This window comes from Streptomyces sp. NBC_00631, from assembly GCF_045206895.1.
In the GTDB taxonomy this organism is placed as follows: Bacteria; Actinomycetota; Actinomycetes; order Streptomycetales; family Streptomycetaceae; genus Streptomyces.
In genome coordinates, this window is the sequence record NZ_CP107734.1 from 5966097 (window position 1) to 5986364 (window position 20268).

Here is a 20268-nt window from a genome sequence, read left to right on the forward strand (position 1 = left end):
GCCGGCTCGGCCGACCGCTGTCGGGTTCGGTCAGCCGACGTAGCCCGCCAGGCAGGCGACGATGTCGCCTGCGGCTCATGAACGTGCTCCCCTGGGCCGTGAAGGACGTCGCGGGTCAGCCCGCACAGCCGTTCAGATCCAGTCACCTGTCAGCTGGAGTCGGCGGGACGGTACGGCCGATGTGCGGGCCGGATCATGGCACTGCGGATGCGCTGCTGCCGGCGAGGCCCTTGAAGGAAGAACTTCATCACCGGAAGGGCATCGCACGGCAGATGCTTGCCCCTTCCATTGCCTCAGGACCGGTCGCCGCGCAGGGGGTGTCGCGGGCGGACTTCCGCCGGGCCTGCCGTGCTGTCGCGGCCTGCGGGGCAAGCGGGCAGCTCCGCGCGTGCCTGGCTGTACGAGATCGCCACCGATGAGGCCGTTGCCCCTTGCCGCCTGCCCGGCCGACAGCGGCGGGCTGCGCGCCGGGCGTGGTTCACCTCGCCGTGCCCAGTGCCTGATCGGTTCCCACCCGCCTGCCCCGGGACGGGGAGTGCCGCCGGCGCCGGTCTCGTACCGGCCAGAGCAGGACATACGCGGTGGAGACGATGACGAAGCCCAGGCGGATCAGGCCGCGGGCCGCGTCATCGGGAACGACGAAGACCGTGCCGTACAGGGTGATCAGGCCGATCCAGCTCCACCAGGGCACCAGGCGCCGCTGTCCGATCACATCCCACAGCAGCGTGCCCAGCAGGACGGAGGCGGTGTAGTACGTGTAGACGCTGGGGTCCAAGGCGATCCGGGCGTTGGCGCCGAGGAGGACGACGGCGGGCCAGCGGCCTCGCAGGACCGCGAGGCAACCCAGCGCCAGCCCCGCCGTGGCCTGCGCCGGCCGGTCCCAGGGAGGGGTGCGCGGATCGTCGACGCCGAGCCAGTGCAGCGCGGACGCGGGCTGGTTGGGGATGGTGAACTCGGCTGCGGTCAACGACTGCGGGGCGTTGAGGAGGAACGGCAGCCAGGCGAGCGCGACCAGAGCCGCGCACCACAGCCCCGCGCGCAGCCACTGTCCTCTCGGCAGGGCGAGCAGCAGCGGCAGGAAGGCCAGCGCGGTCGGTTTGGAGTCCATGGCCAGGGCCAGGAAGACGCCCGTCGCGGCGGGGTTGCCGCGGGTGAGAGCACACACGGCAAGGGTCGTGAAGAAGAGTGCCAGCACGTCGTCGAGATGGCCGAAGCGGACGGCGACCTCGATCCACATCGGGATGAAGGCCAGGCCCGCGATCAGCACCCGCTGGCGCAGTCGCCGGTGATTGGTGCCCGTGCCCAGGAGGTGCCAGGCGGCGCTGCGTCCGACCACCACCAGGATCAGCAGACCGAGCAGGGACATCACAGCGGCGGCCAGCAACTGCCCGACGGACTCGGGGAGAGGGTTGAACAGGCCCGCCGCCAGGAAACTGACGGGACCCATCTGGAGTTCGGGGTGGTGGGCGTACAGATTCAGACCGCCGTCCGCCCTGCCCGAGCCCGCGTAGAGCAACTCGCCACCGGTACGCAGGTAGTGCCAGGAGAACCCGCCGTGCGGCTGGACCACGGCGAACCAGAGGGTCGTCCAGGCGGTGAGCAGCAGCAGGTGCACCCGCTGGCTGATGGCCGACACGCTTTCTCACTTTCGGTTCTTGTCGCCTCGCTCGGTTCCCCTGCGTCATGCGCCCCTCTCTGAGATGGCCGGAAGACAGGACAGGTTCTCGGCGCGAGGTAAGAAGCGGAATTTCCGGCCGCGTACGGTGGAGGCATGGCGCCGCCTCTGCCGGGCCCGCTGGCTCACCTGTCCCCGCTGCTCACCCACTACGGCTACTGGGCCGTCGGCGCCGTGGTCCTTGTGGAGGACTTCGGCGTCCCCGCGCCGGGAGAGACCATCCTGATCGCCGCCGGAATCTACGCGGGGGCGGGACAGCTGAACATCGTGGCCGTGGCGGTCATCGCGTTCGCCGCCGCCGTGATCGGGGACAACATCGGCTATCTGATCGGCCACACCGGTGGACGGGCCGTCGTACACCGCTGGGGCCGGTACGTGTTCCTGACCCCGGACCGCTTCCGGGCGGCCGAGGAGTTCTTCACCCGACACGGCGGCAAGATCGTGGTCGTCGCCCGCTTCGTCGAGGGACTGCGCCAGGTCAACGGCATCATCGCGGGCACCAGCGGTATGCCCTGGCGCCGCTTCCTCGTCTTCAATGCCATCGGTGCCGCGCTCTGGGTCGGCCTGTGGGCGAGTGTGGCCTATGCGGCCGGCGCCCACATCACGGCCATCTATGACGAGATCGCCCGCTATCAGCTCTACGCACTCGTCGCCCTCGGTGTCCTGATCGCCGCCTTCGTCGTGCGGCGCGCGCTGCGCCGCCGGCACCGGGACTGACCCGGCGCGGCAGACCGTTCACCCCTCCGGCGCCTCGCCGCACCCGGGCCGAGGCGACAGCGACCGCGCTCCGTCACCGACGGCTGCCCGCGAGGCCGACCACGATGCGCGGGAGCGCGCACGTCGTGATCACGTCGTCGGCCTGCGCGGATCCGGGTCGCCCGGCACCGTGCGCCGCCCGTTCCGGCCGGGTTCGCGGGCCGGGGGTGGGCGAAACCGCGTGCTGTCGGCTTCGGCCTGAAAGGGGGCGGGCGGCCTTCCGTCCGGCGCTTGGCAGCCCGGTGGCTGACCACCCTTCCACCGGGAGCCGACCGGAACGCACTCTCAGCGGATATACACTCGGAGTATATCCGCGGTGTATGGTCCTCGCATGAGTGTTCCTCTCACCCTGTTGGGGCTGCTGGAGCGGGAGCCGAGCCACGGCTACGACCTCAAGCGCGACTACGACGCCTTCTTCAACCGCGGCAAGCCGCTGCCGTACGGGCAGGTCTACACAACCCTTGGCCGGTTGGCGCGGGACGGGAAGGTCATCGCCGGCGAGGCGGAGCCCGGCGTCGGCCCCGAGCGCAAGCGCTACGTGATCACCGAGGCGGGGGCGACGGAGTTCGAGACCTGGCTCACCGAGCCGGTGGCCCCCGAGCCCAACCTGCAGACCGTGCTGTTCACCAAAGTCGTGCTGGCCCTGATGCTCGGCCGCGACGCCCAGCAGTATCTCGACACCCAGCGGGCCGCCCACCTGCAACGGATGCACGAGCTGACCCAGCTGCGCCGCACCGGCCCGATCATCGACGCCCTGCTCGCCGACCACGGCCTGTTCCACCTGGAGGCCGACCTGCGGTGGATCGAGCTGACCGCGGCCCGGATGGACACGCTGGCGGCGGCGGTGCGCACATGACCGCCCTCATCGAGGCTCGCGACCTCACCCTCTCCTTCGGCGAGACCCCCGCCCTGCGCGGCGCCAGCCTGGCCGTCGAGGCCGGCGAGGTGTTCGCCGTGATGGGTCCGAGCGGCTCGGGCAAGTCCACCCTGCTGCACTGCCTGGCCGGCATCCTCACCCCCGACTCGGGCGAGGTGCACTTCGACGGACGCCGCATCGACACCCTGAACGAGGCCGAGCGCAGTGCCCTGCGCCGCGACACCTTCGGCTTTGTCTTCCAGTTCGGCCAGCTCGTCCCGGAGTTGACCGCCGAGGAGAACGTGGCCCTGCCGCTGCTGTTCTCCGGCGTGCGCCGGGCGGCCGCGCTCGCCGAGGCCCGTCCCTGGTTCGCCCGGCTGGGCCTGGACGGCCTGGAGCGGCGCCGCTCCGGGGAGTTGTCGGGTGGGCAGGCGCAGCGGGTGGCGCTGGCCCGGGGTCTGGTGGCCCGGCCCAAGGTGCTGTTCGCCGACGAGCCGACCGGGGCGCTGGACTCGCTGACCGGCGAGCAGGTGATGGACCTGATGGTGGACGCGGCCCAGGAGGCGGGCACGACCGTCGTCCTGGTGACCCACGAGCCCCGGGTCGCCGCGCATGCCGACCGGGAGGCCATCGTGCGGGACGGCAAGGCCAGCCTGCTCACCACCGGACGGATCGCCTCGTGACCGGCTTCGCGCTCCGCCTCGCGGTCAGCGGCGGCCGGGAGGCGGTCGCCAGGCTGCTCATGATCGCCGCCGCGGTGGCCGTCGGGGTCGGACTGCTGCTGTCGACCTTCGCCAGCATGAACGCCGTCGAGCGGACGAACCAGCGGCAGGTGTGGCTCGACACCGGCGCCGCGAGCCGTACCGAGCGGGCGTCGGCGGCCCCGCTGTGGTGGTGGCCGCACGGCGACTACTACGACGGCAGGTCCCTCACCGAGGTCGACGTCGCCGCGACCGGCCCGAACTCGCCCGTCCCGCCCGGCCTCACGCGCCTGCCCGCGCCGGGCGAGTACTACGCCTCACCCGCGCTGGCCGAGCTGATCCGCGACACCCCGGCCGACCAGTTGGGCGACCGCTTCCCCGGGCGGCTCGCCGGCACGATCGGCGACGCCGCCCTGGCCTCCCCGGACTCGCTGATCGCTGTCATCGGCCGTACCCCCGCCCAGGTCAAGAGCGCACCAGGGGCGAGAGCGGTCACCACCATCGCCGGCACCCGGCCGGCCGCCTGCGACAACCAGTGCTGGGACAACGCCGTGCGCGGCGACGCACTGACGCTCATCTCCTCCGTGGTGGCCGGGGCCCTGATCTTCCCGGTGCTGATCTTCATCGCCACCGCCACCCGGCTGTCCGCCGCCGCGCGCGAACAGCGCTACGCGGCGATGCGGCTGGTCGGCGCCACTCCCCGGCAGGTGTCGGTGATCTCGGCGGTGGAGTCCGCGCTGGCGGCGGCCCTCGGGACGGCGGTCGGCTTCGGGCTCTACGCCGCGCTGCGCCCGCTGGTCGCCACCATTCCGCTCACCGGGCAGCAGCGGTTCTTCCTCTCGGATCTGACGCTCAGCGCCCCGCAGATCCTCGGCGTCCTCGTCGGCGTGCCGGTGGCGGCGGCGATCGCGGCGCGCCTCGCGCTGCGCCGGGTCACCGTCTCCCCGCTCGGCGTGACCCGCCGGGTGACCCCGCGCCCGCCGCGCGCCTGGCGGCTGATCCCACTGCTGGCGGGCCTGGCCGAACTGGCGTACTTCGTCTTCGTCGGCCGCCGCCCGGCGACCGGGAACGGCCAGACGGCGGCCTACCTTCCCGGCTTCCTGGTGGTGATGCTGGGCCTGGTGATCGCCGGACCGTGGCTGACCATGATCGTCGCCCGGGCGGTGGCCCGGCGCACCCGGCGCCCGGCCGCCCTGATCGCGGTGCGGCGGCTCGCCGACGACCCGAGGGCCGGCTTCCGCGCGGTCAGCGGCCTCGTCCTGGCCCTTTTCGTGACCACCGCGACAGTCAGCATCATCGGCACCATCAACGACCACCGCGGCACGCTGGGCGGCGACCGGCAGACCCGGACCGTGGTGGAGGCCGGCGGCGACGGCGCAGCGCCGCTGGCCGGAACCATCCCGAAACGGCTGCTCGCCGAGGTGCGCGCGATCCCGGGCGTGCGGGGCGCGGCGGTCGTCCACGCCAACCCCGGCGGCGTCGGCGAGGTGGTGCACCGGCGAGTCCACCCGGGCGATCCGCCCCCTGCGGCGCCGGCCCTGGTGACCTGCTCCGACCTGGCGCAGACTCCCATGGTGGGCCACTGCCCGGCCGGCGCGAGCGTCACGGCCGTCGACTTCTACGCCTTCGACAGCCTGCAGTCGCACCCGAACCTGCCGTGGCCCGCCGCCGCGATCAGCACCGCAGCCGTCGCCAAGCTGCCCGTACAACTGGTCTACGTGGCCACCGACGGGTCGACAGCCGCCATGGAACGCGTACGGACCCTGCTCACCACCGCCTACCCGCACCAACAGGCCCGCACCGTGGGCGACTGGGGCACCGACCTGCAGCAGGAGCTGGCCGGCTGGCGGCAGCTGGCCGACGTGGTGCTGCTGACCACCCTGCCGATAGCAGGCTGCAGCCTGGCGGTGAGCGTGGTCGCCGGCCTGTCGGATCGCCGACGCCCCTTCGCGTTGCTGCGGCTCACGGGCGCGCCCCTGCGGTTGCTGCAGCGGGTGATCGGCCTGGAGAGCACACTGCCGCTGCTGGCAGTGGCCGCGATCTCGATCGGTACGGCCTTCGCCGCCTCGGCCCTGTTCCTGAAATCGCAGATGCACTACGACCTGGTGTCGCCGGGCGTGGCCTACTACGCGTTCGTCGCCCTCGGCCTCGTCGCCTCGCTGGGCATCATCGCCTCCACTCTCCCCCTCCTCGAACGCATCACCGGCCCGGAGGCCGCCCGCAACGGCTGACACGTCAACTCCCCGCCACGGCCCCGGACGCCCCGTTCAGGAGGAGCCACGTCGAAGACCTGACGCGAGGCCATGACCGTGCCGCCCCACACCCGGCGGCACGGGCTGAGAGCCCGGTTCCGACCCAGAAACCCAGACTCGGGAGGCTTCATGACCGTCACGGCGTCCAACAGCCGAACACCCATGACGCGCCGTCGCATGCTCGGGGCAGCGCTGATCGCCGGGCTCGGGAGTGCTGTGCCGCTGGGCGTCGCATCCCGCGGGTGGGCGGCTCCGGCCGCCTCCGGCCCGGCGCGACTCACCCTGCCCCCGCCCACCGGACCGCACCCGGTGGGCATGGTGCCGCTCCACCTCGTCGACACCGGCCGGGTGGTCACCCCGGACGACGTCCCGATGTACCCGAGGGACTTCGCCGCCGACCTCCGGTTCCTGCTCCGTGGCTCGTTCGGCGGCCCGCTGCCAGGCCGCCTCGCGCCGCAGGCGCTATCCGTTGAGGCCGACGATGACCGTGGACCCCCCGTGGCCGGCCACGCCGAGTGGCAGTGGCAGGGTGCCGACCAGGTCCCAGGCGGCCAGGCCGGCGATGAAGACGCCCGCGATCACCAAGTTCTGCACGACCAGCTCGCGGGCGCGCCGGGACAGCGCGATCACGGCGGGGACCGTGCGGAGTTCGTCGCGCACGATGACGGCGTCGGCGGTCTCCAGCGCCAGGTCGGAGCCCGCCCGGCCCATGGCGATGCCGGTGTGGGCGGCGAGCGCCGGGGAGTCGTCGACCCCGTCGCCGACGACCAGGACCTCGCGGCCGGCGTCTTCCAGTTCCCGCACGGCGGTCGCCTTGTGCTCGGCGGGACGGCTACCAGGAGAGGGCGTCCTTCGCGTTGTCCTGCCAGTACGTGACGGTGGCGGCGCTGTTGAAGAAGATGCCGCCCTTCGGCAGCTTCAGGGTCTTCTCCTTGTTGGTGGCGTTGCCCTTCCGGTCGGCGAAGAACACGCCCAGGGTCTTCACCTTGGCGCCCCCTTCGCCTTCGGGGGTGGAGGTCGTGATGCCCGCGTACGCGGACCGGCCGGGCCTGAGCGTCACCACGGCCTGCGGCGTGGTCTCCTCGGCCCACGGCAGCGGGGCCTGGGCGTCGGCGCCGGCCCTCAGGTAGGGGGCGATGTACGCGTAGCAGGGCTTGCTGCCGGTGTTGGTGGCCTTGAGCAGCAGGTGGTTGATCGGGCGGGACGCCCTGGTGACGGTCAGCTTGGCGTTCGCCGTGGTGCAGGTGACGACCGAGGGGGCCTTCTTGGTGGCGGCGGAGGCGGTCTGCTCGGTGGCCTGGAGGCCGACGAGCGCGAGGGCGGCGGCGACGACCATGGAGGAGGCGGCGGCGCGGGAGGCGAAGCGAGGGGCGATACGCATGAGCGGACTGCTTTCTGATTATCCGGAAGGTGATCTTCCGGTGGTGGGCGCGCTGAAACGCGGGCCGTGGACATGGAGTTGAACGGGTCCGATCACCGTGGCCGGCGAAGCGCCGCGTTCGGATGACCCAAGCCTGTGCCAGGCGGCGTTCCATTCGCCATTCACCTCGGGAGTTTCGGGATGCTGGAATGCTCGCACCGGCTCTGAGCTGCAGAAACGTGGCCTTCCTGGAACGCCGGATGGGATGGCGGGCTCGGCGCGCTTCGAGGTCGGCTCGGATCGCCGGGAGTCGAGCCCCTGGCTGGACGTACTGTGATCCCCGTGAGGCAGGCAGGCGCTGGGAAGGGTGATCGGCGATGACTCCCCTGAGCACCGGGGACCCGGAGTTCATAGGTGGGTACACCCTTCTCGGCCGGCTAGGGACCGGCGGCATGGGAGTCGTCTATCTGGGCGTCTCCGCCTCGGGACGGCAGGTCGCGGTCAAGCTCGTGCACGGGCCGTATGCCCAGGAGGAGGAGTTCCGGACGCGCTTCCGGCAGGAGATCGCGGCAGCGCGCAGAGTGAGCGGCGCCTTCACCGCGCCTGTCGTGGACGCCGACCCGGACGCCGACCGGCCATGGATGGCGACGCTCTACGTGCCGGGGCTCAACCTCGCCGAGGCCGTGGAGAAGGACGGTCCGCTGAGTCAGCGGGAACTGCGCGCGCTGGGGCTGGGGCTCACCGAGGCACTGCGCGACATCCACCGGGCGGGCCTGGTGCACCGGGACCTCAAACCGGGCAACGTCCTGATGACCGAGGACGGACCGCGCGTCATCGACTTCGGCATATCGCGCGCATCCGACCACCAGAGCCTCACCACGACCGGGCGGATGATCGGCACTCCGCCCTTCATGTCGCCGGAACAACTGGCCTCTCCCCGCGACGTCACCCCGGCCTCGGACGTCTTCTCGCTGGGGTCACTGCTGGTGTTCGCGGCCGTCGGCACGGGACCGTTCGACGCCGACAGCCCGTACATAACCGGCTATCAGGTGGTGTTCGGGACCCCGGACCTCGGTGGGGTCCCCGAGGCCCTTCTGGGCGTCGTCGAGCGCTGTCTTGACAAGGACCCGGCCGCACGGCCGGAACTGACGGACATACAGCGCATGCTCCAGGCGCTGCCGGAATCCGACGCCCCCGGGCCCCTGAAAACCGGGCAGCCCCTGAAAACCGGGCAGCCCGCGAAAACCGGGCAGTCACCGACACCGCGGCGCCGCCCCGCTTCCCGGAACGCGGCCACCTCCTCCGCGGCCACGACCTCCGCGGGTGACCCGCCCGGCACCGGCACCGGCACCGGCACCGGCACCGGCACCGGCACCGGCACCGGCACCGGCACCGGTCGGCGGCGCCGAGCCCGGATGCTGCTCACCGGCCTCGGCGCTGTGCTGGCCGTCACGGGGCTGGGTGTCGGGGTGGCGGCCTTCGTGTCCGATCCGGACACCACCGCCTCCGGCGCCACCGCCAGGGCCACCGCCCGTGCCGCGTCCCTGCCGGACGGCTGGCGGCCGTGGCGGAAGCAGCTGCGGTACGACGTGAAGGGCGTCCCTCTCGACTACGACAGCCCCGGATGCGTGGCAGAGGGAACCGCCCTGTTCTGCGGCGGCACGGGCTTCACGGCCGCCCGGATCGACGCGGCCTCCGGCCGCACCCTGTGGCGGACCGGCACCCGCCCCCAGGGAGCCCAGCCGATCGGTGTCCGCGACGGGCTGGTCTACGTCTACGAGGAACCGGACGACAGGACCAGGCGCGTGGTCGCCCTCGACACCGGTACCGGGCACCGGCGGTGGCAACGCGACATCAACCCGTCGGAGGAGGCGGTCCTGTACGACGGCGGACTGCTCACCCTGTCTCCCGACTACTCGTCGTTCGTGGCCTACGGCCCGTCCGGCAAGGAACTGTGGCGGGCGCCCTCGTTGGACGAGTACTGCACTCCGTCGGCACTGGGCGGCGCCCCGTACGCCCTGTGCTCCAAGGGCACCGAGCCCGGGCAGGCCCCGGTCGAGCTGATGAAGCTCAAACCCGGCAGCCTGACCGAGACCGCCACGCTGCCGAGGAAGGCGGAAGCGCTCGGCGCTGTCGGCGGGCAACCCCTCTTCCTCGCCCCCCAGACCGCGAAGGACGTGTACGAATCCGGGTACGAACGGCCGTACAACGCGCTGCTGCGGGTGGTTCCGGAGACCGGGCAGGTCAGACGGATACCGCTGGCCCGTCCGCTGAGCGGCGCGGCCACTCTCGTGGACGGCGTCGTCTACTTCGTCCGGTCCGACGGGTCGGTCACCGCGGTGTCGGCGGACAGCGGCAGACAGCTCTGGCAGCAGGTGACGGACGTGGAGAGCCTGTCGGCGCCCGTGGTGTCAGCGACCTACCGGCGGGTCTACTTCTCCAACCGCTTCGGCCGTCTGCTGGCCCTGGACAGCCGCACCGGAGCGGAGGTCTGGCGCACCTCCGCGCTGGCGGACCCCGGTGACAAGGCGCAGGACTGTCCGCCGAGCGTGCTGCTCATCAAGGACGCGATCGTGGCGATGGCCGGCGACACGGCCTTCTCCCGGAGCCCGGACCAGGCGTGACGCGATCAGTTCCAGGGTGTGATCTGGAGCAGACTCCCCGTGGTCTGGCCCGGTGTCAGGGTCGGTACCTGCGGTACGGTGCTCAGCCGGCCGGAGGGCTGGTTCACCGTGCCCGGGGCCTGCGCGAGTCCGGTGGCCCACAGCTGGTCGACACGGGAGCGTTCGGCGGCGTCCGGGTAGCGGTTGGTGCAGGACGTGCCCGCGGTGCCGCCCGACATCAGCTCACTGCACGGCCCGCCGTAGTCGTCCGGCAGGCCCAGCACGTGCCCGGTCTCGTGGGTGACGACGCGGACCGCGTCGTACCGCCGGCTCTGGGAGTAGTCAAGGAAGATGTAGCCGCTTCCGTGGCCGTCGGTGGAGGCGTAGGAGCCGCGCGCGTCGTTGCCCTCGTAGTAGGAGAAGTCGGCACCACCGCCCGAAGCCTCCTGGAGCTTGACGTTGGACTCGGAGCTGTTCCAGATCGAGGCCGCGCTCGATATCTGCGAGCGGAAGCTCGGTGCCTGGGAGTCGTTGTAGTAGACGGTCACCGCCTGCGCGCCGGGCTGGGCGGCGCGCTTCTCGGCGACCGACCTGAGCACGGCCTCGAAGAACGCCTTGGTGTTCGCGGCCTCATCGGCCGACCCGTCGTACCGCGCCACGGAGGCGCCGGCGGAAGCGGTCGGGGCGGTGGCCGACTGGGCGCTCGCCGGCACCGCCGTGCCCAGCAGGCCGGAGGCCAGACCCAGGCCGAGAGCGAGGAGTCTCGGGGACGTTCGGGGGGACTTCATGTGGGGGCTCCTACTCACTGGGTGACGCCGAGCGCCCGGTGCGCGGTCGACTCCGCGGCGACACCCGTTCCGAACTGCGGCGACGTCCTGTGGGTCGACATTCTTAGAACGGCTCCACAGGGAGCGCAAAGGGTCCCTTCCACTACGCCGCCTCGTAGCTCCCAGGACCGCGCCGGAACGGCGCGCGAGTCTCCGGTCCGCGGCCGGCGGCGGGAGAAAAAGCTGTCACGACGTCAGAAACCTTGCTCCGCAGGGCAGCGGGCGCGTGGGCCGGCCCGGCGGAACTCCGGGACGCGCGCCGGGGTCCGCATCCGACCCAAGACGGACAAATACCTAGATGTCCGCCACGTCGCGTCTACTAAGCGCACTGGTTGATTGGCGGAACGCTGTGACCGACGTCATAGCACGCCATTCCGCACGCACACGGGGCGCCCAGCCGCCTCGGCAGGATCACCGGTCCTGCACGAGTGCGCGTGCCCGCCCGCTCGTTCGGAAGAGGCTCTCCGCCGGCGAAGGGGAAGCCCAGCCCGTGTCGGTGAGTCAGGCCTGCCGAAGGCGCCCGGCGACCTGATGTCGCCGGGCGCCTGTGCGTGCGGCCGTCGTCGCAGGTAGGCGCTACGACGCGGTGGGCTCCGCCACCGGGCCCGTGCCGCGCAGTTGCCGGATGGTGCCGCCGAGCTTGTCGCGGAACCCGTCGAGCATCTGCGGCTGCGCGCTGACGATCCACCGGGTGCCGACCAGGTACTTGCCGCCGTACCCGGAGGCGGAGTCCAGCCACGTCTCCTTGAGTTCGTCGCTGGGGAAGGTGGTGACGAGGTAGTCGGCCTGCTTCGTGTGACAGATGCCCTGGCGCAGCTCCGCCGCGTTGATGCGGATCTTCGGCTCGCAGCCGACCAGGGCGGCGATCACCTCGACCCTGGCCGGGGCCACCACACCGTTCGCGGGGGCGTCCGACACGGAGACCTTCGACCGCTTGCGCTCCGCGTCCGCGTCGTCGCCGCCACCGCCGCAGGCCGTGGTCAACGGGACGAACGCCAGGCTCGCGCCGACGGCGGCGCCGCGCATCAGGCGGGCGGTGTGCTGCGCTCGTGGCTGCTGTGGCACGTTGCCTCTCCGTTTTTGGGTGCTTCCTGCCCGCGGCCGGGCCGGCTGGGCGGACGCCAAGGGGTACGGGCGAACATCAGTGGCTGTTCACGCCGGCGATGGTGACGGCGAAGCCGGTCATGATGAGCGTCCGCTGGGCGTGCCGGCCGGCGAGCCGCTCGGGCCTGAGAGACGTGGCCGGCAGACCCAGGGTGGCCGCCGTGACCTGCACGCCGAGAGTTCGGCATCGCCGTGGCCGTCGCCTCACCCATGACGGGTGAAACCCGGACCGGGCCCTCCCGTTCGTCCCGACGCGCGCCGGCAGTGGTGGGCCGCCCACGACGTCGCCCCGCGGACGGCTGGGACCAAGCGGCTGCGCCATCCCGTCGTCGGCGACCTCACCCTCGACTGGCACACCCTGGCCTGCACCACCGACCCCGACCAGCACATCATCGTCTGGACCGCCCCGCCCGGCTCCCCGTCCCACGACGGACCGCGGCTCCTGGCGTCCTGGGCCGCCGACCGGAACCTGACCCCGTCCGGCGCGGCACCACCAGGTAGGGGCTCTCCCGGGGGTCTCCGCGGACGCGGCCCACGACCCCAGCCCGGTGACGGCGCACGGGCAGGTGCTGGTCGGTCCCCCGGACAGCGGCTCCTCCGTCGTTACCGAAGCCGTTGGGCCGTTCGGAGGAGGCGAGGCGGGGACAGGTCGAGGTGCAGGCCCCTTCCCGGCATCCATGGCCCATACAAGGGAGCGTTACGGATATATCTGCATTTTGTAACGTGAATAATTCCCGCGGTCCGGTGCCGCCGTGGAGAGCGACAGTGTGGGGCCTCGGCATCGAGCCGGGAATCTCGGACTGCTCGCCCGGCCCCGACCAGGGCCGGTCCGCACGAACGTGAGGTGACAGATTCATGTCTGTTTCTCGTACGATGGCCCGCCTGATCGCCACCTGTGTGGCCTCCGGCGCACTCGTCGGCGCGGCCGCCATTCCCGCCCTGGCCGCCGGCCCCGGCCATGACCGCGACCACGGGAGGCGCTACTCGCACAGCCACCGGGGCGACGACCACGACGGCCGCTTCGGTGACCACGACCGCTACCGCGACCGGGGTTGGCACCACGGCTGGGACCATGACCGCGACCGCGACCGCGACCGTGACCGCGACTGGCGTGGGCACCACGGCTGGGACCGTGACCGGATCGGGCACCCCGGCTCGTACGACGGCCGGCACGCGGATCACGATCGCTACCACGGCCACCGCTAGCCGCAGTTGAAGGCTGCCGCCGCGGCCGGCAGGGAACGATGCCGGCACGCGCGGTGGCCCGGCGGCCGGCATCGGACAGGTGTAGGGCGGAATTCCGCGGGTAGTCGACGCGCGCTGGTGGGGGAGCGGCGCGGCACCTGGGGAGGTCGAGCGCCGCTCCCTGCCGGCAGCGCGTCCCGGCAAGACGCCGGCCGGCGGCCAGGATGGCATCGCCCTTCGGGGGCATCCGGTAGGACATGGCTACTGGATCGGCATCGGCAACGACAGGCGGACTGGGGCAGGTTCACCGTGCGGCGAACGGCAGAGCGGTCGCGGCGGCGGCCCGTGCGGGCTTCGTCGGCCGCGGGGTCATCTACGCACTGATCGGCGTTCTCTCACTGCGGATCGCGTTCACCGGCGGGGGCAGACAGGCCGACCGGGGCGGCGCGGTCGCCGAAATCGCTCAGAAGCCCTTCGGGACCGTACTGCTGTGGTTGCTCGGCATCGCCCTGGCCGGGATGGCTCTGTGGCGGCTGTCCGAGGCTGTCTTCGGGCAGGCGGGCCCCGACGGCGGGAAGCCGGGCAGAAGGGCGATGGCCGCGGGCCGTTTCTGCTTCTACGGATTCGTCGCGTACTCCGTGCTCTCCTACGCGGCCGGGGACAAGGGCAGCGGCAGTGGCAGTTCCGACAAGAACTCCCAGGACGTCACGGCGAAGGCGCTGGCCTGGCCAGGCGGACAGTGGATCGTCGGCGTGGCGGGCGCCGCGGTGGCCGCCGCCGGCATATGGATCGCCGTCCGGGCCCTCCTGCGCAGGTTCGAGAAGCACCTCAGGATGTCCGCCATGTCGCAGAGGACGCGCAAAGTCGTGTCCTTCTTCGGCATGTTCGGCGGTACGGCCCGGGGCGTCGTCTTCGCCACCGCGGGCTGCTTCGCCATCGCCGCGGCCGTCCGCCACAGGCCCGGCAAGGCCAAGGGGATGGACGACACCCTGCGCACGTTCGCCGACACCCCTGCGGGCCCCTGGCTGCTGGCGCTGATAGCGGTCGGCCTCATGTCCTTCGGGGCCTTCTCCTGGGCCAGCGCGCGCTGGCGCGACGTCTGACGGCGGCCGGCGCCCCGAGCGACCGCGTCCCGCCCCAACCGGAGAAGCCGGGCTGCTGAGGCCGGGTCGGCCGGTGGGCGGCGTCAGAGCTGGGTGGCGGCGTGGCTGTCGGGAAGGATGGGGAAGATCTGGTCGAGGCCGACGATTCGCAGCACGCGCAGGGTGTGGGCCGGGACGGCGGCGAGCGCGATGTCGGCCTCGGCCGCGTGGGCGTGGTTGCGGGCGACGATCAGGGCGGTGATGCCACTGGAGTCGCAGAACTCCATGCCGGCCAGGTCCAGCACGAGGCGTTGACGCGGCTGGAGGGCGAGGGCGGTGACCACGTCGCGCAGCTGTGCCGCGGTGGTGTGGTCGAGTTCGCCGAGGACCTTCAGAACGGGGCCGGTCGTCGCGGAGCGGGTGGTGATCTGCAGCGGGCTCATTTCGTGTTCTTCGTCGTAGACCCGGCGGCGGGGACGCCGAGGGCGAGCAGGGCGGTGTCGTCGTCGAGTCCGTCGCCGAAGCTGTCCAGCAGGCCGGTCAGGGCCTGGATGACGGCGCGCGGGGGCCGGCCGGCGTGCTCGGCGGCGAAGGCGCGGAGCTGGTCGTCGCCGTACAGGGTGGTGCGGTCGGCACCGGTACGGGCCTCGGTGACGCCGTCGCTGTACAGCAGGAGGGTGTCGCCGGGACCGAGGGTGGTGGCGACGGTGGTGAAGGGCGCGGCGGGCAGGATGCCGACGAGGAGACCGCCGGGGGTGTGCAGGAAGTCGGCCGTGCCGTCCGCGCGCAGGACGAGGGCCGGGGGGTGGCCGCCGGCGGCGAGCGTGATGCCGGCCTGTCCGGTGACGGGGTCGTGCTCGGCGATCCCGAAGATGGTGGTGCAGTAGCGCGGGTCGCCGCCGGTGTAACGCTCGTGGAGCACCTTGTTGAGGGTGGACAGGGCGGAGACCGGGTCGGGGTCGTGCAGGGCGGCGGCGCGCAGGGTGTAGCGGGTCAGTGAGGTGAGGGCCGCGGCCTGCGGGCCTTTGCCGCACACGTCGCCGAGGAAGAAGGCGAAGCGCTTGCCGTCGACGGGGAAGAGGTCGTAGAAGTCGCCGCCGAGCCGGTCCGGGGAGGCGGTGCGGTAGTGGGCGGCCGCCTCCATCCCGGGCACCGGCGGCAGGGAGTCGGGCAGCAGCGACTGCTGGAGGACGGCGAGGGCGTCCTGCAGCCGGGCGCGGTCGGCCTCGGCCTGTGCGCGTGCCTCCTCCGCTGCCCGGCGGGCGCGCAGGAGCTCCTCTTCGTAGGCGCGGCGGTCCCGGGCGTCGAAGACGGTGGTCCGGATCAGCAGCGGTTCGCCGCCCCGGCCGTGTTTGACCGCAGAGGAGACCAGCACCGGCATCCGCGCGCCGTCGGCCTGCCTGATCTCCAGGGCGATGCCGCCGATCTCGCCCCGCATCCGCAGCAGCGGCGCGAAGTGCGTCTCGTGGTACAGCTTGCCGCCCACGGTCAGCAGGTCGGTGAACCGCATCCGGCCCACCACCGAGGCCCGGTCCAGGCCGAGCCAGCCCAGCAGCGTCGAGTTGATCTTGGCGATGGTGCCGTCCATCAGCGTGGACAGATACCCGCACGGCGCGTTCTCGTAGAGTTCCTCGGCGCTGTCCTCCAGCAGTGCGGCGAAGGCGGCGTTCGCGGTGTCCTCGTCGCCCGCGTCCTGCGGGTCGGGCTGCTGCCCGGTGCGGCACATCATCGCAGGCCCGCCAGGAAGGCGGTGATCGCCTGGTTGGTGGCCTCCGGCGCGGACAGGTGCGGGCAGTGCCCGGTGGCGTCGAGGGTGACCAGCGTCGAGCCGGGGATCGCCTGGTGGACGAAGGCGCCGACCTCGCGGGGGGCGATGGCGTCCTGGGTGCACTCCAGCACCAGCGTCGGCACGGTCACGGTCTTCAGGTCGTCCCTTGAGTCCGACAGGAACGTGGTCCGGGCGAAGACCCGCGCCATGTCCGGGTGGGTGGCGCAGAAGCTGTTGGTCAGCTCCGCCGCCAGCTCCGGCCGTTCCGCGTTCCCCATGATCACCGGGGCCATCGCCGCCGACCAGCCCAGATAGTTCGAATCCAGCGACTCCAGCAGTTCGTCGATGTCCTCGGCGCGGAACCCGCCGCGGTAGCCGTCGTCGTCGAGGTACCGCGGAGAGGGAGCGACCATCACCAGGGCGCCGATGCGCTCCGGAGCCATGCCTGCGGCCAGGACCCCGATCATCGCGCTGACCGAGTGCCCCACGAACACCGCGTCGCGCAGGTCGAGCGCCGCACAGACCTCGACCGCGTCCCGGGCGTAGCCGCCCAGCGAGGCGTAACGCTCCTCCGAGAACGCGGCCGGATCCGAACGGCCCGAACCCACGTAGTCGAAGAGCACCACCCGGTAGTCCTCGGCCAGGGCCGGCACCGTCAGCCGCCACATGTTCTGATCGCAGCCGAACCCGTGAGCCAGCACCACCGCCGGCCCCTGCGGGTTGCCGAGGACGGTGACGTTGTTCCTGCGATCGACATCCATGACTTCACCCTTTCAGACCCCACTCACCACTCCATCAGATGCCCGCACACGGGCACACCCGAAGGGACCGGCCGTCACGACGGCCGGTCCCTTCGGGTGGTATGCACGAAGTCAGCTCACCATCGATACCAACGTCCCCGGCCACCGCCGGCGCTGGTGGAGCGCGCCACGAATCCGAGCAGCCACAGCACAAGAACGGCCAGGGCCACCCACCACAGAATCTTGACGGCGAAGCCGGCACCGAACAGGATCACCGCGAGAAGCAGTACAAGAAGAAGTGGAACCATAGTTATCGACCTCCTGCCGCTCCGTGTGCCCAGCCTTTGCATCGTCATTCACGATCGGTGCCTTGTTTGTGAAGGGAAGGTGTGGGCACTAGCGGGGTTACCGCGACAGCGGCCCCGAGAGCATTGAGGAGGCTCGTTCCATGACTGCTGGTGAGAAGGCCAAGGCGAAGACCGAGCAGGCCGAGGGAAAGGCCAAGGAGGCCCTGGGAGAGGCCATCGGCAACGACCGAATGGCCGCCGAGGGACAGGCGAAGAAGTCCAAGGGCGACGCTCGCGAGGCCAAGGAGAAGGCCAAGGACGCTTTCAAACGCTGACACGTCTCCTTTCCAGGCGGAGGGCCTTCCCGGAAACCATCCGGGAAGGCCCTTTCTCACTTGTGTCTTCGTCGCGCCGATGTGCCGGATGTCCTCATGAAAAAGGAGACGGCGGGTAGGCGGAATTGCACGACGGCGACGACGGAAAGAACAGGTCGACCAACGGGAAGAGTTCTATGGTCACCCCGCTGAAGAACCGGGCTTCGGACGAACACGAACCGGGGGCGCCCCTTCGGTACAGCGTCACCTGGGACACCACGGACACATCGATCGCTGACGCCCGAAGGGCCGTACGCGCCCTGCTGGCCCGGGCCGGCCACCACCGCGACCACCGGCCCAGCCAGGACGCCCAACTCATCGTCAGTGAACTGGTCACCAACGCGGTACGGCACGCACCCGGCCCTGTCGGCCTGGCGCTGGAGGTGTCGCCCGACGCCGACCTGCTGCGCATCACCGTGAGCGACACGTCTCCCCGCCCGCCCGAACTGCTCGCACCCGACGCCGGCCGCGTCGGCGGACACGGTCTGCGCCTGGTCGTGCGGCTGTGCGGCCGGTTGCGCACCGTTTCACGTGAAACGGGCAAACAGGTCGTCGTCCAGCTCCGCCTGCGTGGACCTGTCACCCACCGTGAAGTCAGGTGAGCATGCCGTCGCGCAGGCGGGCGAGGGTGCGGGAGAGGAGCCGGGAGACGTGCATCTGGGAGACCCCCAGGCGTTCGCCGATCTGGGCCTGGGTGAGCTCCTCCACGAACCGCAGGTGGATGATCTGCCGGTCACGTTCGGGGAGTTCGGCGATCAGCGGGGCCAGGGTGTGGAAGTCCTCCACGAGTTCCAGGGCGGTGTCCTCGGCGCCGATGAAGTCCTGAAGGGCGCTCTCGCCGTCCTCGCTGCTGTTGATCGTGGCGTCCAGCGAGGAGGAGTTGTAGCCGTTGGCGGCCAGGCGCGCCTCGCGCACCTCGTCCTCGGGCAGGCTCATCAGGTCGGACAGTTCCTTGACCGTGGGGGTACGGCCGAGGCGGCTGCGGAGTTCGTCGGTGGCGCGGGCGAGCTGGACGCGGGCTTCCTGGAGCCGGCGCGGGACGTGCACGGCCCAGGTGGTGTCGCGGAAGAACCGCTTGATCTCGCCGACGATGTAGGGCACGGCGAAGGAGGTGAACTCGACCTCGCGGGAGAGTTCGAAGCGGTCGATCGCCTTGATGAGCCCGATCATGCCGACCTGGACGATGTCCTCCATCTCGTCCGGTTCGCGGCTGCGGAACCGGCCGGCCGCGAACCGGACCAGGGACATGTTCATCTCGATCAGTGTGTTGCGCGCGTACTGGTGCTCGGGCGTGCCCTCCTCCAGAACCGTCAGCTGGTCGAAGAACAGCTTCGACAGCTCACGCGCGTCCTTGGGCGCGACCTTGGCAGGGTCCGCGATCTCCGGAACGCCCACCATCTGCCCGGCAGTCTGAACGGTCGTCATCGGCACGATGCCCCTCCCACTCGCTCGCACTCGTCGTCGCGCCGGTCGTCGTCCGGCAAGCCGCGCCTACCCCGGCCGCCGGGCCGCATTCCCCCCGCCGCTGTGATTCTTCGCCGGGATGGTCCTGGAAACTCAGGCCGATGCCGGGGCGGCCGGTGTAGTCCTCGGTGCGGGCGACGACCGAGACGCCCGGGATCTTCGCGGCCGCCCGGTACAGCGCGGCGTCCAGGTGCCATACAGCCAGGGGCGCAGTCCGTCGCCCTCGTCCCTGTGGCACCGATCACACCACGACGGGTGCCAGGCGTCAGGCGTACGGACTCACAGCCCTCGGCCTTGCCGTTCACCCGGGGTCACGACAGGGTGCCCTCTTTGCAGACGCGGCGGGCTACCTCGCGGAGTTTGACGTTGTTCGCCTGGGAGTAGCGGCGCAGCACGTGGAACGCCTCCTCCTCGGTGACGCGGTGGCTGCCCATGATGATGCCCATCGCCTCGCCGATGGTGTGGCGGGTGGAGAGGGCCTCTTCCAGCTGGGCATGGGTGCGGGCGCTGGAGAAGGCGACCGCCGCGTGCGAGGCCAGCAGCCATCCGGCCAGCTCGCTGGCCTCGGTGAACGCTCCCGGCTTGTGGGAGTAGAAGTTCAGCGCCCCGAAGTCCTCGTCCTCGGTGTACAGCCGGAAGCCCATCATGCTGCCGATGCCGAGCCGGTGGGCCTCGGGAGCGAAGGCGGGCCAGCGCTGCTGCTCGCCGGTGAGGTCGGCGATCCGGAACACCCGCTCGTCCCGCGAGCTGTGAGCCGTGTCGAAGCACGGCCCTTCCCCCAGCCGCTGCTGCAGCCGGTCGCTGTCCGAGACCAGCTGGTGGGTGGGGGCGAGCGTCTCCACCCGCGCCTCGTGCAGCACGAGGATGCCAGCCGCGTCACAGCCTTCGACCAGTTCGGTGGCCGACGCGGTGATCCGCGCCAGGGTGGTGCTCACCGAGTCCTGTGCCAGAAGTTCCCGCGCCATCGATGCCATCTGCTCCGCGAACCGATCCCAGTCCACGTCGTCCTCCGTCACTCGTCCCGTCCGGACAAGCCTCGTCGTCAGCTTTTCACGCGAGGCTCACGATCACCTCGCAAGCGGATACCCGTGGCGGGTGTGGAGACGGCTGCGGGTGCGGCCGGAATCCGGCGGCGGCAGGCTCCGGGAATCAGCTGCTCGGGCGGCTGCGCAGCAGGGCCTTTCGGTGCGGCGGCGGTGCCGCACCGCATGCTTCCCCGGGGCAGGGGGACCCG

Annotated in this window: 20 protein-coding genes and 2 pseudogenes; 10 read left to right on the forward strand and 12 right to left on the reverse strand. The window is 71.5% G+C overall.

Translation table 11 applies throughout. The features are described from left to right. Positions 1-478: 478 nt before the first annotated feature. Positions 479-1636 carry a hypothetical protein gene (locus OHB00_RS27395; protein WP_406438458.1) on the reverse strand — a complete coding sequence of 386 codons (1158 nt, stop codon included), beginning with the start codon at positions 1634-1636 and terminating at the stop codon, positions 479-481. Between the two features lie 135 nt (positions 1637-1771). Between OHB00_RS27395 and OHB00_RS27400 the strand changes: the two genes are divergently transcribed. From OHB00_RS27400 to OHB00_RS27415, 4 genes are all read left to right on the forward strand, one after another. After that, on the forward strand, positions 1772-2392 hold the full coding sequence (locus OHB00_RS27400) for a DedA family protein (protein WP_406438459.1): 621 nt from the start codon (positions 1772-1774) through the stop codon (positions 2390-2392). A gap of 370 nt (positions 2393-2762) precedes the next feature. Then, the gene (locus OHB00_RS27405; protein ID WP_406438461.1) at positions 2763-3287 is read left to right on the forward strand and encodes a PadR family transcriptional regulator; all 525 of its coding nucleotides are present in this window, start codon (positions 2763-2765) and stop codon (positions 3285-3287) included. Continuing rightward, the gene (locus OHB00_RS27410; RefSeq protein WP_406438463.1) at positions 3284-3970 is read left to right on the forward strand and encodes an ABC transporter ATP-binding protein; all 687 of its coding nucleotides are present in this window, start codon (positions 3284-3286) and stop codon (positions 3968-3970) included. The genes OHB00_RS27405 and OHB00_RS27410 overlap by 4 nt, the downstream gene beginning before the upstream one ends. Next, the gene (locus tag OHB00_RS27415) at positions 3967-6219 is read left to right on the forward strand and encodes an FtsX-like permease family protein (RefSeq protein ID WP_406438465.1); all 2253 of its coding nucleotides are present in this window, start codon (positions 3967-3969) and stop codon (positions 6217-6219) included. Before OHB00_RS27410 ends, OHB00_RS27415 begins: the two co-directional genes overlap by 4 nt. Positions 6220-6702: 483 nt before the next feature. Here OHB00_RS27415 and OHB00_RS27420 read toward each other — a convergent pair. Together OHB00_RS27420 and OHB00_RS27425 are read right to left on the reverse strand one after the other, a co-directional pair. Continuing rightward, positions 6703-7062: pseudogene (locus tag OHB00_RS27420) on the reverse strand (heavy metal translocating P-type ATPase); the annotation flags it as partial. Positions 7063-7072: 10 nt separating this feature from the next. Further along, positions 7073-7621: a DUF4232 domain-containing protein gene (locus OHB00_RS27425; RefSeq protein ID WP_406438466.1), complete on the reverse strand. Its 549-nt coding sequence runs from the start codon at positions 7619-7621 to the stop codon at positions 7073-7075. Between the two features lie 356 nt (positions 7622-7977). Here OHB00_RS27425 and OHB00_RS27430 point away from each other — a divergent pair, with 356 nt between their 5' ends. Then, a complete protein-coding gene (locus OHB00_RS27430) occupies positions 7978-10224 on the forward strand; it encodes a protein kinase domain-containing protein (protein ID WP_406438468.1) in 2247 nt (748 codons plus the stop codon). 5 nt (positions 10225-10229) lie between these two features. Here the strand turns inward: OHB00_RS27430 and snpA are convergent, their stop codons facing one another. From snpA to OHB00_RS27445, 3 genes are all read right to left on the reverse strand, one after another. Beyond that, complete coding sequence (gene snpA / locus OHB00_RS27435) at positions 10230-10991, reverse strand: snapalysin (protein ID WP_406438470.1); 762 nt, start codon at positions 10989-10991, stop codon at positions 10230-10232. Positions 10992-11606: 615 nt separating this feature from the next. After that, complete coding sequence (locus OHB00_RS27440; RefSeq protein WP_406438472.1) at positions 11607-12095, reverse strand: hypothetical protein; 489 nt, start codon at positions 12093-12095, stop codon at positions 11607-11609. Between the two features lie 76 nt (positions 12096-12171). Beyond that, positions 12172-12306 (reverse strand): hypothetical protein, encoded by a 135-nt coding sequence (locus tag OHB00_RS27445; protein WP_406438474.1) that lies wholly within the window; start codon positions 12304-12306, stop codon positions 12172-12174. Between the two features lie 90 nt (positions 12307-12396). Here OHB00_RS27445 and OHB00_RS27450 point away from each other — a divergent pair. From OHB00_RS27450 to OHB00_RS27460, 3 genes and pseudogenes are all read left to right on the forward strand, one after another. Then, a pseudogene (locus tag OHB00_RS27450) lies at positions 12397-12615 on the forward strand (transcriptional regulator); the annotation flags it as partial. Between the two features lie 374 nt (positions 12616-12989). Beyond that, a complete protein-coding gene (locus OHB00_RS27455) occupies positions 12990-13340 on the forward strand; it encodes a hypothetical protein (RefSeq protein ID WP_406438476.1) in 351 nt (116 codons plus the stop codon). A 236-nt stretch (positions 13341-13576) separates the two neighbouring features. Continuing rightward, positions 13577-14422, forward strand: a complete 846-nt coding sequence (locus OHB00_RS27460; RefSeq protein WP_406438478.1) for a DUF1206 domain-containing protein — start codon at positions 13577-13579, stop codon at positions 14420-14422. 83 nt (positions 14423-14505) lie between these two features. Here OHB00_RS27460 and OHB00_RS27465 read toward each other — a convergent pair whose 3' ends face one another. The 4 genes from OHB00_RS27465 to OHB00_RS27480 form a co-directional block, all read right to left on the reverse strand. Next, positions 14506-14844, reverse strand: a complete 339-nt coding sequence (locus OHB00_RS27465; RefSeq protein ID WP_406438480.1) for an STAS domain-containing protein — start codon at positions 14842-14844, stop codon at positions 14506-14508. Further along, positions 14841-16127, reverse strand: coding sequence for a PP2C family protein-serine/threonine phosphatase (locus tag OHB00_RS27470; protein WP_406446001.1), 1287 nt, complete (start codon positions 16125-16127; stop codon positions 14841-14843). Before OHB00_RS27470 ends, OHB00_RS27465 begins: the two co-directional genes overlap by 4 nt. Beyond that, a complete protein-coding gene (locus OHB00_RS27475; RefSeq protein ID WP_406438482.1) occupies positions 16127-16930 on the reverse strand; it encodes an alpha/beta fold hydrolase in 804 nt (267 codons plus the stop codon). Before OHB00_RS27475 ends, OHB00_RS27470 begins: the two co-directional genes overlap by 1 nt. 116 nt (positions 16931-17046) lie before the next feature. Beyond that, positions 17047-17217, reverse strand: coding sequence for a hydrophobic protein (locus OHB00_RS27480; protein ID WP_365792148.1), 171 nt, complete (start codon positions 17215-17217; stop codon positions 17047-17049). 140 nt (positions 17218-17357) lie between these two features. On the opposite strand from OHB00_RS27480, the gene OHB00_RS27485 reads away from it, so the two are divergent. Together OHB00_RS27485 and OHB00_RS27490 are read left to right on the forward strand one after the other, a co-directional pair. Next, positions 17358-17531, forward strand: a complete 174-nt coding sequence (locus OHB00_RS27485) for a CsbD family protein (protein ID WP_406438484.1) — start codon at positions 17358-17360, stop codon at positions 17529-17531. A gap of 176 nt (positions 17532-17707) precedes the next feature. Beyond that, positions 17708-18172 carry an ATP-binding protein gene (locus OHB00_RS27490; RefSeq protein ID WP_406438486.1) on the forward strand — a complete coding sequence of 155 codons (465 nt, stop codon included), beginning with the start codon at positions 17708-17710 and terminating at the stop codon, positions 18170-18172. On the opposite strand, the gene OHB00_RS27495 is transcribed toward OHB00_RS27490, so the two are convergent. Further along, on the reverse strand, positions 18165-18995 hold the full coding sequence (locus OHB00_RS27495; protein WP_406438488.1) for an RNA polymerase sigma factor SigF: 831 nt from the start codon (positions 18993-18995) through the stop codon (positions 18165-18167). The two genes, OHB00_RS27490 and OHB00_RS27495, sit on opposite strands and share 8 nt — an antisense overlap. Positions 18996-19345: 350 nt before the next feature. Then, positions 19346-20035 carry a GAF and ANTAR domain-containing protein gene (locus OHB00_RS27500; protein WP_406438490.1) on the reverse strand — a complete coding sequence of 230 codons (690 nt, stop codon included), beginning with the start codon at positions 20033-20035 and terminating at the stop codon, positions 19346-19348. Positions 20036-20268 lie beyond the last annotated feature (233 nt).